A 12209-nucleotide genomic window follows, 5' to 3' on the forward strand; every position below is an offset into this window, starting at 1 on the left:
AGCCAAGGACGACCGGCGTTTTAACTCTGAACGACGGGGGTCGGTCGCTCGACTACGAATCGAGCGCCCGCAGCGCGGTTCCGGCCAGCACGACGACGAGCGCACCGCCCGCGAGGATCGCGAGCCCAGGGACGAAGGAACCGGTCACGTCCCGGAGCGTCCCGACGAGCACCGGGCCGAGGAAGCCGCCGATCTCGCCGACCGCGAAGATGAAGCTCACGGCGGTGCCGGTCAGCCGCGGGCCGATCCCCTCGAGGTCGGGCGGAATCGCGCGGACGAGCGGCGAGATGCCGCCGATACCGACGCCGGTCGCGACGATGCCGGCGACCGCCAGCGCGCCCGTGACGCCGACGATCACGCCCCCGACGCCGAGGCCGGCGAGGGCGCCGCAGCCGATCAGCGCGAGCCGGCGCGCGCCAAACCGATCGGCGAGTTCGGGGACCGACAGGATTCCGACGACGGAGGCGCCGACGTAGAGGCTGGTCGCCCGGCCCGCCGGTCCCGCCGGGAGGCCCCGCGACTCGAGGATCGTCGGGAGCCAGCCCTGCATCCCGTGGGTGAGCAGCAGGTACATCGTCCCGATGACCACGACCAGCTGGAGTTCCCGGTGGGTGAGCACCAGCCGGAGGTCGTCGGCGATCGACTCGAGGGCGACGGACTCGTCGGCCGCGGCGTCGTCGAGCCCGGTCCGGCGGACGAGGGCGAGCCAGGCCAGCCCGTAGCAGACCGCGACGACGCCGCTCCAGTAAAACAGCGGACGCCAGCCGCCGAGCGCGGGCCCGACGATCGGCCGGCCGACGCCGAAGGCGAGCGCGGAGCCGGTCGAGGCGCCGACGAGGTAGACGGCCGACGGGCGGCCGGTCTTCGCGGGCGGAAACAGGACCGAGACGAGCTTCGGGAGGCCGAAGGTGATCGTCGTCGCGCCGACGCCGATCAGGACGGTACAGGCCAACAGCGCGGGGAAGTCGGGCGCGAGGCTCCGGCCGATCTGTCCCGTTCCGTAGACCAGCACGCCGGCGCCGATGATCCGCCCGGGGCCGATCCGATCCACCGCGAGGCCCGACGCGAGCGCCAGCGGGATGTAGGTCAGCGGCACCGCGCCCGTCAGGACGCCGGCCTGGGTTCCCGTCAACCCCACCTCGGCGATGATCGTCGAGAGGTAGGCCGGCAGCGAGAACCAGACGAACATGAGCAGGAGGTAGCTCAGCGTCCCGGCGACGACGAGGGCGTACGCGCGACGGGGCGACCGGATTCGGCGTTCCATGCGACCTCAGCCGACGGGTACGCCGCTCGAGGGAGAAAACGGACGCGATGCGGCAACGTCGTCCGATAGTGGAGTGCGACAGCAAAAGAACGGGGCAGGGCCGCCTCGTCGCTACATCAGGTAGAACAGCGGGAACAGGAACACCCACACGATGTCGACGAAGTGCCAGTAGAGCCCGAAGAACTCCACCGGCCGGTGGTCCTCAAGGTAGGCGTCGACCGCCGCGACGCGGTAGAGCATGAAGCCGGCGATGAACAGGCCGAGGATCACGTGCAGGGCGTGCAGGCCGGTCGTCACGAAGTAGACCGAGTCGTGGAGGTTGGTGAACCAGTAGATCCCGTGGGAGAACTCATAGGTCCACTCCCAGGCTTTCACGCCGAGGAACGTGAGCCCGAGCAGCAGCGTCGCCCCGAGCGACGCGAGGAGGCCGCGTTTGTTCTCGCGTTCGGCCATGACGAGCGCGAGCACGACCGTGAAACTCGAGGTCAGCAGCACGTAGGTGTTGATGAGACCGACCGTCGAGGACGGCGGGATTATCTCCCAGTTCTGCCAGCCGGTGTGGAGCCGCAGGAAGACGAACGCGCCGATGACGCCGCCGAAGACGACCACGTCCGACGCGAGGAAGAACCAGACGCCGAGTTTCGTCGTCCCGACGCCGCCGAACGGCCACCGTTCGGCGATCGCCATCTCGGGCGCGTGGAACTGCTCGCGTCCGTACTCGAACAGCGTGTAGCCGAGGATCCCGACGCCGAGGAGCGCGGTCAGCGGATAGACGATGGTCGGTTCGCCGGTGCCCCCTGGAATAGTTGCCCCTCGCGCTTGGGCGAAACTGACGAGGTACGGGGTGACTCCGGACAGTCCGAAAAAGAAGACGAACATGCCGATCCCGATGCCGAACGGCCAGATGCTCGCGTGGTCGGCGTGCTGCTCCTGCTCGATGTCAGCGGTCACCACGCCGCCGTCTGCGGCCGCGTCGTCGACGAACTCGAGGCGGCCGCTGGCGTACGACGGCCGGTCGGGCCAGTTCTCGAGCGGCGGGGGCGAGGAGGTCGCCCACTCGGCCGTTCGGGAGAACTTCCAGGGGTTGTCGGGCGCGTCGGGGCCCGAGAGCCAGCTCTTCGCGAACGTGTAGAAGATCAGCACCCACGCGAGGGCGAGGACGAACGAGCCGACCGTCGCCATCTGGTGGTAGAGCTCGAACCCGTCGGGGTAGTTGAAGACGCGGCGGGGCGTCTCCCAGGCGAGGAACATCGGGAAGTACAGCAGGTTAAAGCCGATGAAGTAGACGGCGAAGCTGAGTTTCCCCAGCGTCTCGGAGTACATCTTCCCGGTCATCTTGGGCCACCAGTAGAAGAGACCGCCGACCAGGGCGGTGACGCCCGACACCATCACGTAGTGGAAGTGGGCGACGACCCAGTAGGTGCCGCGGAACTCGTAGTCGAGCACGACCGCTCCGAGGAAGACTCCGGTGATGCCACCGAGGATGAAGAGGACCAGCGCCCCCATCGAGTAGAGGAACGGCGTCGTGAACCGGACCCGTCCCTTGACCATCGTGTAGATCAGCGAGAAGACCATCAGGTCGAACGGCAGCGAGATCCCGATCGTCGTCGCCATGTAGAGCGTCTTGATCTCGAGGTTGAGAGGGGCCAGGAACATGTGGTGCATCCAGACGAGGAACGACTGGACGGCCACCAGCACCATCGCGATGATGACCCACTTGCGGCCGACGAGTCGCCGGCCCGTGAACGTCTGGAACGTCTCGAACATGATCCCGAGCGCGGGGAAGAAGACGATGTACACCTCCGGGTGGCCGAAGAACCAGAACAGGTGCGCCCACAGGAGACTCGAGCCCTGCTCGGTGGCCATGTACTGGGTGAGAAAGAGTCGGTCGCTTATCTGGAGCAGCAGGGCCGCGAGCAGCGCTGCGAAGGCAAAGAGCATCATCCAGACGGTCAGCAGCCACGTCCAGGTGAACAGTGGCATGTTCCAGAGACCGAGTCCTTCTGCGCGCGAGCGGTGGATCGTCGTGAGGAAGTTCACCGTCCCGATGGTGATCGAGAAGACGAACAGGATCAGCGCGAGGATGGCCGCGTTACCGCCGGTCGCGGCCTCCATCGCCGTCGTGTACATCGGCACGTTCAGCGGCGCGTACATCGTCCAGCCGCCGGCGAACGTGTGACCCTGGAAGAACGAGACGGCGAACAGGATCCCGGAGAACAGGTAGAACCAGTAGCTCATCGCGTTCAGCCGCGGGAACGCGAGGTCTTTCGCCCCGATCTGCAGCGGGACGAAGTAGTTCGCAAAGCCGGTCGCGACCGGCGAGAGGAACCAGAACACCATCAGCAACCCGTGGCTCGTCACGGCCTGGTTGTACTCGGTCCCATCGAGGAAGCCGAGGCCGCCGGATTCCCAGAGTTGGACGCGGAACAGCAGCGCCATGACACCGCCGAACAACAGGAAAAACAGCGCGGTCGCGATGTAGAGGATGCCGACGTCCTTGTGGTTGGTCGTGACTAGCCACCGCTTGATCGTCGTACGTGGGGGAAGTTCGCTCATCTGTCGATTCTGATCGGCGTCTCGGGTTTCGGTTCGCGGGGTCGTTCGCTCGTCGATCGGTGCGAGGGCCGAGCGACTCGCGGCCGATGTCCGGCGGAGTCGCTCGAGCGGAACGGCATCACCGAGTGTTCTCACCGCTGCGGGTATCAATGTGTCCAGCGCACATGCAAGGCACCGAAGGCCGCGGCCGGGAGAACGACGCGACGGCGGCGTCGGGACAGGTAAGCACGCTTAAGAGCCGCGACGGACTGGGTTGGCGTATGCAACCGCGCGACCTGTCCGATCACGTCGCATACGAGGCGGGTCGAGGCATCGAGGAGGTCGCCCGGGAACTCGACCGGGACCCCTCGGAGTTCGTCAAACTCGCCTCGAACGAGAACCCGCACGGGCCCTCCCCGGCGGCCGCCGTGGCCGTCCGCGAGGCCGCCTCGAGCGTGAGTTCCTACCCGAAAGCCGCCCACGCAGACCTCACGGAAGCGGTCGCCGAGCGATGGGACGTCGCCGACGAGCAGGTCTGGCTCGCCAACGGCGGCGACGGGGCGCTCGACTACCTCCACCGGGCGATGATCGAGCCCGATGACACCGTCCTCGTTCCCTCGCCCGGCTTCGCCTACTACGGGATGAGCGCCCGGTACCACCACGGGGACGTCCGCGAGTACGAACTCTCGAAGGCCGACGACTTCGCACAGGACGCGGAGACGGTTCTCGAGGCCTACGACGGCGATCGGATCGTCTTTCTCACCAGCCCGCACAACCCGACCGGCTCGACGATCCCGCTCGAGGAGGTCGAGCGGCTCGCCGAGGCGACCGACGACGAGACCCTGATCGTCGTCGACGAGGCCTACGGCGAGTTCGCCGACCGGGACAGCGCCATCGCGCTGCTCGAGGGCCGGGACGGGTTCGACGCCCGCGACGACGTCGCCGTCCTGCGGACGTTCTCGAAGGCCTACGGGCTGGCCGGCGTGCGACTCGGCTACGCCGTCGTCCCCGACGAGTGGGCCGACGCCTACGCCCGCGTGAACACCCCCTTCGCCGCCAGCGAGATCGCCTGCCGCGCCGGGCTGGCCGCCATCGACGACGAGGAGCACGTCGAGCGCACCGTCGAGACGGCCCGCGACTCCCGCGCGTACATGCGCGAGCACATCGACGCCCACGTCTGGGAGAGCGAGGGTAACTTCGTCCTCGTCGACGTCGACGACGCTTCCGCGGTCGCCGAGGAGATGCAACGGCGCGGCGTCATCGTCCGGGACTGCTCGAGCTTCGGCCTCCCGGGCTGTATCCGGATCACCTGCGGTACCGAGGACGAGACCGAGCGGGCCGTCGAGACGCTCAACGAGGTGCTCGCGGACGTGGACGTCGACACGGACGCCGACCGCGGCGGCGAGTCCGAAACCGACGCGAGCACCGAAGCGGAGGTGCCCGACACGTGAGAGTCGCCGTCACCGGCACACCGGGAACCGGCAAGACGACCGCGACGGACCTGCTCGAGTCCCGACTCGCCGAGGACGACTCGCTGCCCGACCTCGAGGTGATCCACCTCAACCGCGTGCTTGAGGACGAGGAGCTGTACACCGAGGTCGACGCCGATCGCGAAAGCAAGATCGCCGATCTGGACGCGCTCGCCGACTGGCTCGAGGGCCGCGACGAGGCCGTGATCGAATCGCACCTCGCCCACCACTTCGAAGCCGACCGCGTGGTCGTCCTACGGTGCGCGCCGGGGACGCTCGAGGAGCGCCTGCTCGAGCGCGGCGAAACCGAGGCCAAGGCCCGCGAGAACGCCGAGAGCGAGGCGCTCGACGTCATCCTCTCGGAGGCCGTCGATCGGCACGGCCTCGAGTCGGTCTACGAGATCGACACGACCGACCGCGATCCGGCGGGCGTCGCGGACGCGCTCGAGGCGGTCGTCACGGGGGACCGGGAGCCCAGCGCCGGCGAGGTCGACTTCGTGGGGTATCTCGGATGACGCTCGATCAGCTCCGGCCGTACGTCTCGCGGTTTCTGGACCCGTTCGTGCGGGGCTTCGACCGCCTCGGGTTGACGCCCGACGGGGTGAGCGTCATCGCGTTCGGGATGGCGGTGCTTGCCGCCGTCGCCTTCCTGCTGGGCGGACGCGCGTCGCCGATCTGGTACGTCGTCGCGGCGGTGCTGGTCTTCCTGAACGGCTGGCTGGACATCGTCGACGGCGCGCTCGCCCGCGAGCAGGAGCGCGCCTCCGCGGCGGGCGACCTGCTGGATCACGTCCTCGATCGCTACGCCGACATCGTCGTCATCGCCGGCCTCGCCGCGGGCATCGAAAACTACCTGCTCGGCTTCCTCGCAGTCACCGGGGTCGTGATGACCTCGTATCTGGGAACGCAGGCGCAGGCGGTCGGTCTCGACCGGGTCTACGGCGGCCTCGTCGGCCGCGCCGACCGGCTGGCGATCATCGGTGCCGTCGGCTTCCTCGCCTATCCGCTGTCCGACGCGGACCCCGGCGGGCTCACGATCGTCGGCTGGCTGCTGGTCTTCCTCGCGGTCGTCGGCCACGTGACCGCGCTCCAGCGGTTCGCCTACTCCTGGTCGGCGCTGGACTGAGCCCGCGCCGGAGTCGCGATCGCGGCCGGCTCGACGGCGAGCCGTCGTTTTTTCGACCCGGGGAACGCCGCATGCTTTATAGCTCGCCGGGATATAGCTACTATCATGGTTCAGTGCGAGATGTGTGGCGCCGAGACGTCGTCTCCGAAGACCATCAAAGTCGAGGGCGCGAAGCTCGACGTGTGCGCCGACTGCACCGACTTCGGCACTGAAGTCAGGCAGACCTCGAGCTCCGGCTCGTCGACGAAGTACTCGACCGGCTCGAGTTCCTCCTCGTCGGGCGGCTCCGGTTCCTCGTCGAGCGGTGGCTCCAGCGGTTCCACCTCGAGTACGAGCGCCGGCTCCTCGAGTCAGCGCCGGTCGGACATGTTCGACGACATGGACGAGCTCGCGACCGACTACGACGAGCGCGTCCGCAAGGCCCGCGAGCAGAAGGGACTCAGCCAGTCCGACCTCGCGAACGAGCTCAACGAGAAGGCGAGCCTCATCCGCAAGATCGAGCGCGGCGACACCCTCCCGAGCGACCGCGTCCAGTCGAAGCTCGAGCGGTTCCTCGACATCGACCTGAGCGCCGAGGGCAGTTCCGGCGACGACTCGGAGTGGTCGGGCGGCTCCTCGTCGGGCAGTTACACGCTCGGCGACGTCGTCAAGCGGAAGGACTGAGGTCCGCCCGAGGAGCGACCCGAGCTGTCGGACCCCGTCTCGACTCGCGGTTCACCGCCGATCCGCGCCCGGACAGTGACGACTCGCAAGCTATTTCTTGCCAGCGACTGCCGTTGCAGATATGTTCGTTCTCGTCAACCTGAAGACCTACCCCTGCGACCCGCTCGAGGTCGCGGAGGCGGTCCGCGACGTCGACGACGCAACCGACGCGCGAATCGCGGTCGCGCCGCAGGCGGCGCACTTAGAGCGCGTCGCCGAGACGGGCGTCGAGACGTGGGCCCAGCACGTCGATCCGATCGACTACGGCAGCAACACCGGCCACACGCTGGCGGAGACGGTCGCCGAGGCCGGCGCCGACGGCACCCTGATCAATCACTCCGAGCGGCGGCTGAAACTCGCCGACATCGACGGCGCGGTGCGGGCCGCCGAGCGGGCCGACCTCGAGACGATCGTCTGCGCGAACAACCCCGCACAGATCGGCGCGGCCGCGGCGCTCGGCCCGGACGCGGTCGCCGTCGAGCCGCCGGAACTCATCGGGACCGGGACGCCGGTCAGTCAGGCAGACCCCGACGTCGTCGAGGACGCCGTCGACGCCGCGGCGAACGTCGACGACGACGTGGACGTTCTCTGCGGCGCCGGGATCAGCACCGGCGACGACGTCGTCGCCGCAGGCGACCTCGGCGCCGAGGGCGTCCTGCTGGCCAGCGGCGTCGCGAAGGCCGACGATCCGCGGGCGGCGCTCGAGGACCTCGTCGAACCGCTCTGAGCGGCGGCCCCCGATCCCGGCCCCGTCGGCTTCCCACGAGGTGTGGTAACCGATCACTTTTCCCCCCGCTCGTCGAACTACCGCTATGACCGAGTCCGAATCCGACTCCGAGTCCGACGAGCGGCCGGTTGGGGTAGCGCTCGAGAACCGACTGATGAGCCACGGGATCTACGTGAACGAGGTAGCACGGCTCGCGGACGAGGCGGACGAACACGAACAGGACCCGGACGACGAGCCGATCGCCGCCCGAGACGGCACCGACGTTCGCCTCGAGTACGAGACCGTCGCCGAGGTCGACGTCGTCACGAGCGACGAGGTCGGCGCCGTCGTCCGCACCCTGCTCGCGATCGCCGACGAGCGCGAGTGGACGCCCGGCCGGCTCGAGGTCACGTCGCTGACGACCGACGGCGACCTGCGGGGCCGCTGGCGCGTCGAGGCCGAGTGGTTCGACCGCCTCGGCGACGACCTCTCGGAACTCGAGTTCTCCGAGCGGGTCCTCGAGACGATCGAGCGACCCCGCTGAATGGATAGCTTAATGAGACGTCCGGCGCGTGTCGGGGACGATGGCCCGAGAACAGCTGTACGTCTCGCACGCGCCAGCCGATCTCGAACTCGTCCGAGAGCTGTTCTCGACGGTCGAGAACTTCCCGATCGGGGTTCACGTCGCCGCTGAGGAGGCCGACTCCGGACGCGCCCGGACGCGGCTGGCGGGACGGATCGCGAACAGCGACCTCGTCGTCGCGGTCCTGACCGAGCGATCGGCGACCGATCGGTGGGTCAACCAGGAGATCGGCTACGCGCGGGCGAAGGGGATCCCGGTGTTGCCCCTGTACGACCGCGAGGCGCACCGCGGCGGGTACATCGGCGACGTCGAGGGCGTGACGATCGATCGCGGCGATCTGCCCGCCACCGTCTACGAGCTACTCTGTCAGCTCCGTCGCGAACTCTCGCCGCTGGGCGCGCTGTCGGTGCCGAATTGGTACGTTCGGTTTCCGTGCACGGTCCCCGACTGCGACCAACCGGTGACACTCGAGATCGAGCAGGAGCAGTCGAAACTCTGGAAGCTCCACCGGCGCGGCCGCCGGCTGTCGGCGGACTGCGAGGGGTGCGGCTCGCGCTACTACTTCGATCCGGGGACGATCGGATTCGTCGGGCGTGGCGACCCCGACTCTACCTCCACGTCCGGGTCCGAAGCCGACGCTCCGTCGCGGTCGTCGGAGCGACGCCGGTAACTCGCGCGACTCGCGGCGAGAAGATAGACGGAGCCGCTAGCGGTCGGTCGCATCGCGTCGAAGTCGTTCGTAGGCGTCCGTCACGAGCTGAAACGCCGACCGGCTTCCGCTCTTTCGGTCCGGGTGGGCGCGCTTGACCTGCCGGTGGTACGCGTCCCGAATCTCGGTGAGGCCGGCGTCGGGGTCGACACCGAGCACCTCTCGCGCTCGCGACGCGCGCATTTCGACGTCTTTGACGATGCCGTCGGCCTCCGCGTCCTCCTTGCAGGATCGACACAGTCGCTCGGTCCGCCCGTCGACGGTCGTCACGCGAAAGGGTTCCGTCTCGATCGGGTCGGTACACTGGCTACAGCGAGTCGGTTCGTCGTCGCCGTCGTCGATCCGTCCGCCGTCGGCCTCGGCCTCTGTGTCGGTGCCGGTGTCGGCGGCGGCAGCACCGGGGGCGTCGTCGTCGGGACCACCGTCGTCACCGGTCGCCGGCCCTGCCGTCTCGGAACCGCTCGAGGGCGCTTCGGCCGCACACGACGGACAACAGGCGACGACGGTGCCGTCGGACAGCCGAACCTCCTCGAGTTCGGCCTCGAGGAAACTCCCGCGACAGCCGTCGCAGGCGGCGCGGCGCTGGTCGAGCGTCGCTTCGCCGTCGGCGGTCGCGTCGGTCACCGCTCGAGCGTGGGGCGCACACTGCGGACAGCAGGTCACCGCCTCGCCGTTCGGCATCGCGACCGTCGTCGCCTCCTCGGACGGTATCGTGCGACCGCATCCGTCGCAGCCAGTTTCACCCGCGGCCATCGGGCGCGTAATTTGGACGGTCCCGTCTTAGTTCTGCCGCTGTCATGTTGCTCGCGATGGACGGGCGATCGGCGGGTGAACCCTCGCAACGCGCCGGAACCGGGACACCAATATGGACGCGGTCCCGATCACCGATATGGACACGGGAGTGCGAGCGGAGGGCGCGCGCGGCACCGCCGATCGGACGACGCTGCTGCTGGCCGTCGGCGACGTCGTCGTTCTCGCCGGACTGGTGCTCGTCGGCCAGCTCAGCCACGGCGTCACGCCGATCGAACGGCCCGTCGCGGCCCTCGAGACGGTCGCGCCGTTCGTCCTCGGTTGGGTGATCGTCGCGGCGATCGCCGGACTCTACACGAGCGCGAGCGACGTCGCAACCTCCGTCCCGCGAACGGCCCGCACCACGGCAGTCATCTGGATCGCGGCGGCGAACGTGGGCTTTATCCTGCGAAACGGACTCTTCGGCGAGAGTACGCGGTGGCCGTTCCCGCTGGTGATGACCGGGTTCGGCTTGCTCGTTCTCGTCGGCTGGCGGGTCGCCTACGCCGTTTTCGCCGGCTCGAGCGGCCGATCGTAAGCGGCCACCGGCATCGGGATCGATTCCGCGACCGCCGCGCCGATCGCGTCCGGCCGTGATTTTCACTTTTCGGACAAACGAGGGACCTGTCAGTTCTCGTAGCGTCCTCGGCATCGGACTGTAATCTCTCGGCCCCTCCACCATTAACAATCGTTATTAAATTCTCGAGATTGTATCGTCAGGATCTTCCGTCGAGCCGGCTTCCATCGTGCGATTTCGGACGCCTGTAGCGTTTCAAAACCCGGACACGATATACAGGCGTTCGTTTTTGCTGTAAAATCCAGCGGGCCTCCGTCACTCTATAACCAGCTCATAAGTTATGAGAATCCAGTGGGTAGAGTACTGGTTAGAAACGAATCTGGTATCGGCCGATTATGGGAAACACTTATATGCCTATTTCTCATACTATAGGATAGATTATGACTGGATACTACGACATTGTTCTTGGCCTCATCCCAGTCGCACTGCTCGGTATCACCGCCGCCCTCACGCTCGTGGGACTCTCGTTTACGGCGGCAGTGCCGATCGGCGCGTTCGTCTCGATGGGGATTATCGGCCACGCAATGTTCGTCAACACGCCGGCCGACGGCGCAGATGAGGCCCAGTCGGCACGTCCGCCGCTCAACGCGGACTAACGGATCCAGTCACGTTTTCGCTCTCTCGTTTTCCACATCGTTTCGTTCCCGTTCGTTCCCGCACGTTCTCGCGTCGTTGACCCCAGCCGTCCCGTTGGCCGGTGTCGCCAGCTTTTCCCTGATCGCGTCCGTTGGTTCCGTCGATGACCGACGCGCTGTTTCTCACCAGTAGCGACGTCTCGGACCTCGCGACGCCGGCCGACTACGTCGACGCCGTCCGCGACGGCTACCGCCAACGCGGCGAAGGGGCACCCGCCCAGCCCCGGTCGAAGTTCTTCCGGAGCGAACCGGCCGGGATGCTCACAAGCTACGCCGCCGTGCTCCCCGAGACGGGCGCGATGGGCGGCTACATGTACACCGCCGGCTTCGGCGCCGAAGACGCCTGGTTCATGACGCCGCTGTTCGACGCCGAGAGCGGCGAACCGCTCGCGCTGCTGGACGGCGCGAGCATGAACCCGTTCAAGACCGGCGCAGCCGGCGCCGTCGGCGTCGACGCGCTCGCCCGCGAGGACGCCGACACCCTCGGGATCATCGGCACCGGCGCGCAGGCCCGCGGCCAACTCCGGGCGACGGCGACGGTCCGAGACTTCGCGGACGTTCGCGTCTACTCGCGGACGCCCGAGAACCGCGAGTCGTTCGCCGACGACTTCGACGAGCGACTCGCGGCCGACGTCCGGGCGGTCGACTCGAGCGAGGCGGCCGTGTCCGGCGCGGACGTCGTCATCACGGCGACCACCGCGAGCGAGCCGGTGTTCGACGGGTCGAATCTCGAGCCCGGAACGCACGTGACGGCGATGGGGCAGTACAACCCCGAGAAGCGCGAACTGGATACGACGACGATCGAGCGCGCGACCTACGTGCCCGACCTCCGCGAGCGGGCGACCTTCGACGCCGGCTCCTTTATCGCGGCGCTCGAGGAAGGCGTCGTCACTGAAGATCACGTCCACGCGGAACTGGGCGAGATCGTCGCGGGCGAAGCGCCCGGCCGGACGAGCGACGACGAGATCACGGTGTTCGACAGCGGCGGCACCGGGATCGAGACGGTCGCCGGCGCGTACCTGCTCTACGAGCGGGCGCTCGAGGACGGGGTCGGCAGCGAGATCGAGTTCGCGCCGGCCAGCGAGGCGCTGACCGGGGAGTGATCGAGCGGGAG

13 protein-coding genes are annotated in these 12209 nt (G+C 68.0%); 10 read left to right on the forward strand and 3 right to left on the reverse strand.

Annotated elements, in window-relative coordinates:
- Positions 1-52 precede the first annotated feature (52 nt).
- Positions 53-1264: an MFS transporter gene (locus tag ACYQ26_RS10085; RefSeq protein WP_459808764.1), complete on the reverse strand. Its 1212-nt coding sequence runs from the start codon at positions 1262-1264 to the stop codon at positions 53-55.
- 111 nt (positions 1265-1375) lie between these two features.
- Entirely contained in the window at positions 1376-3820 is a 2445-nt protein-coding gene (locus ACYQ26_RS10090) for a cbb3-type cytochrome c oxidase subunit I (protein WP_459808765.1), read from the reverse strand.
- A 260-nt stretch (positions 3821-4080) separates the two neighbouring features.
- Here ACYQ26_RS10090 and hisC point away from each other — a divergent pair, with 260 nt between their 5' ends.
- From hisC to ACYQ26_RS10125, 7 genes are all read left to right on the forward strand, one after another.
- A complete protein-coding gene (hisC, locus tag ACYQ26_RS10095) occupies positions 4081-5250 on the forward strand; it encodes a histidinol-phosphate transaminase (protein WP_459808766.1) in 1170 nt (389 codons plus the stop codon).
- Complete coding sequence (locus tag ACYQ26_RS10100) at positions 5247-5783, forward strand: adenylate kinase family protein (protein ID WP_459808767.1); 537 nt, start codon at positions 5247-5249, stop codon at positions 5781-5783. The genes hisC and ACYQ26_RS10100 overlap by 4 nt, the downstream gene beginning before the upstream one ends.
- Positions 5780-6394 carry a CDP-alcohol phosphatidyltransferase family protein gene (locus ACYQ26_RS10105; RefSeq protein ID WP_459808768.1) on the forward strand — a complete coding sequence of 205 codons (615 nt, stop codon included), beginning with the start codon at positions 5780-5782 and terminating at the stop codon, positions 6392-6394. Before ACYQ26_RS10100 ends, ACYQ26_RS10105 begins: the two co-directional genes overlap by 4 nt.
- A 105-nt stretch (positions 6395-6499) precedes the next feature.
- Positions 6500-7057, forward strand: coding sequence for a multiprotein bridging factor aMBF1 (locus tag ACYQ26_RS10110; protein ID WP_459808769.1), 558 nt, complete (start codon positions 6500-6502; stop codon positions 7055-7057).
- 121 nt (positions 7058-7178) lie between these two features.
- Positions 7179-7823 (forward strand): triose-phosphate isomerase, encoded by a 645-nt coding sequence (gene tpiA / locus ACYQ26_RS10115; RefSeq protein ID WP_459808770.1) that lies wholly within the window; start codon positions 7179-7181, stop codon positions 7821-7823.
- Positions 7824-7908: 85 nt separating this feature from the next.
- Positions 7909-8346 (forward strand): DUF8159 domain-containing protein, encoded by a 438-nt coding sequence (locus ACYQ26_RS10120; RefSeq protein ID WP_459808771.1) that lies wholly within the window; start codon positions 7909-7911, stop codon positions 8344-8346.
- A gap of 40 nt (positions 8347-8386) precedes the next feature.
- Positions 8387-9055 carry a toll/interleukin-1 receptor domain-containing protein gene (locus tag ACYQ26_RS10125; protein WP_459808772.1) on the forward strand — a complete coding sequence of 223 codons (669 nt, stop codon included), beginning with the start codon at positions 8387-8389 and terminating at the stop codon, positions 9053-9055.
- Positions 9056-9091: 36 nt separating this feature from the next.
- On the opposite strand, the gene ACYQ26_RS10130 is transcribed toward ACYQ26_RS10125, so the two are convergent.
- Positions 9092-9847, reverse strand: coding sequence for a J domain-containing protein (locus tag ACYQ26_RS10130; protein ID WP_459808773.1), 756 nt, complete (start codon positions 9845-9847; stop codon positions 9092-9094).
- Between the two features lie 112 nt (positions 9848-9959).
- Here ACYQ26_RS10130 and ACYQ26_RS10135 point away from each other — a divergent pair, with 112 nt between their 5' ends.
- From ACYQ26_RS10135 to ACYQ26_RS10145, 3 genes are all read left to right on the forward strand, one after another.
- On the forward strand, positions 9960-10421 hold the full coding sequence (locus ACYQ26_RS10135; RefSeq protein ID WP_459808774.1) for a DUF3054 domain-containing protein: 462 nt from the start codon (positions 9960-9962) through the stop codon (positions 10419-10421).
- A gap of 419 nt (positions 10422-10840) precedes the next feature.
- Positions 10841-11056 carry a DUF8015 family protein gene (locus tag ACYQ26_RS10140; protein ID WP_459808775.1) on the forward strand — a complete coding sequence of 72 codons (216 nt, stop codon included), beginning with the start codon at positions 10841-10843 and terminating at the stop codon, positions 11054-11056.
- A 143-nt stretch (positions 11057-11199) separates the two neighbouring features.
- Positions 11200-12198 carry an ornithine cyclodeaminase family protein gene (locus ACYQ26_RS10145; protein ID WP_459808776.1) on the forward strand — a complete coding sequence of 333 codons (999 nt, stop codon included), beginning with the start codon at positions 11200-11202 and terminating at the stop codon, positions 12196-12198.
- Positions 12199-12209: the final 11 nt, after the last annotated feature.

The organism is Halopiger thermotolerans (assembly GCF_054654555.1).

Bases quoted from the DNA above. Each gene is read 5' to 3' on its own strand.
- ACYQ26_RS10140 (WP_459808775.1), top strand. From the start codon at position 10,841: ATGACTGGATACTACGACATTGTTCTTGGCCTCATCCCAGTCGCACTG.
- hisC (WP_459808766.1), top strand. From the start codon at position 4,081: ATGCAACCGCGCGACCTGTCCGATCACGTCGCATACGAGGCGGGTCGA.
- ACYQ26_RS10105 (WP_459808768.1), top strand. From the start codon at position 5,780: ATGACGCTCGATCAGCTCCGGCCGTACGTCTCGCGGTTTCTGGACCCG.
- ACYQ26_RS10090 (WP_459808765.1), bottom strand. From the start codon at position 3,820: ATGAGCGAACTTCCCCCACGTACGACGATCAAGCGGTGGCTAGTCACG.
- tpiA (WP_459808770.1), top strand. From the start codon at position 7,179: ATGTTCGTTCTCGTCAACCTGAAGACCTACCCCTGCGACCCGCTCGAG.
- ACYQ26_RS10130 (WP_459808773.1), bottom strand. From the start codon at position 9,847: ATGGCCGCGGGTGAAACTGGCTGCGACGGATGCGGTCGCACGATACCG.
- ACYQ26_RS10110 (WP_459808769.1), top strand. From the start codon at position 6,500: ATGGTTCAGTGCGAGATGTGTGGCGCCGAGACGTCGTCTCCGAAGACC.
- ACYQ26_RS10135 (WP_459808774.1), top strand. From the start codon at position 9,960: ATGGACGCGGTCCCGATCACCGATATGGACACGGGAGTGCGAGCGGAG.
- ACYQ26_RS10085 (WP_459808764.1), bottom strand. From the start codon at position 1,264: ATGGAACGCCGAATCCGGTCGCCCCGTCGCGCGTACGCCCTCGTCGTC.
- ACYQ26_RS10120 (WP_459808771.1), top strand. From the start codon at position 7,909: ATGACCGAGTCCGAATCCGACTCCGAGTCCGACGAGCGGCCGGTTGGG.
- ACYQ26_RS10125 (WP_459808772.1), top strand. From the start codon at position 8,387: ATGGCCCGAGAACAGCTGTACGTCTCGCACGCGCCAGCCGATCTCGAA.
- ACYQ26_RS10145 (WP_459808776.1), top strand. From the start codon at position 11,200: ATGACCGACGCGCTGTTTCTCACCAGTAGCGACGTCTCGGACCTCGCG.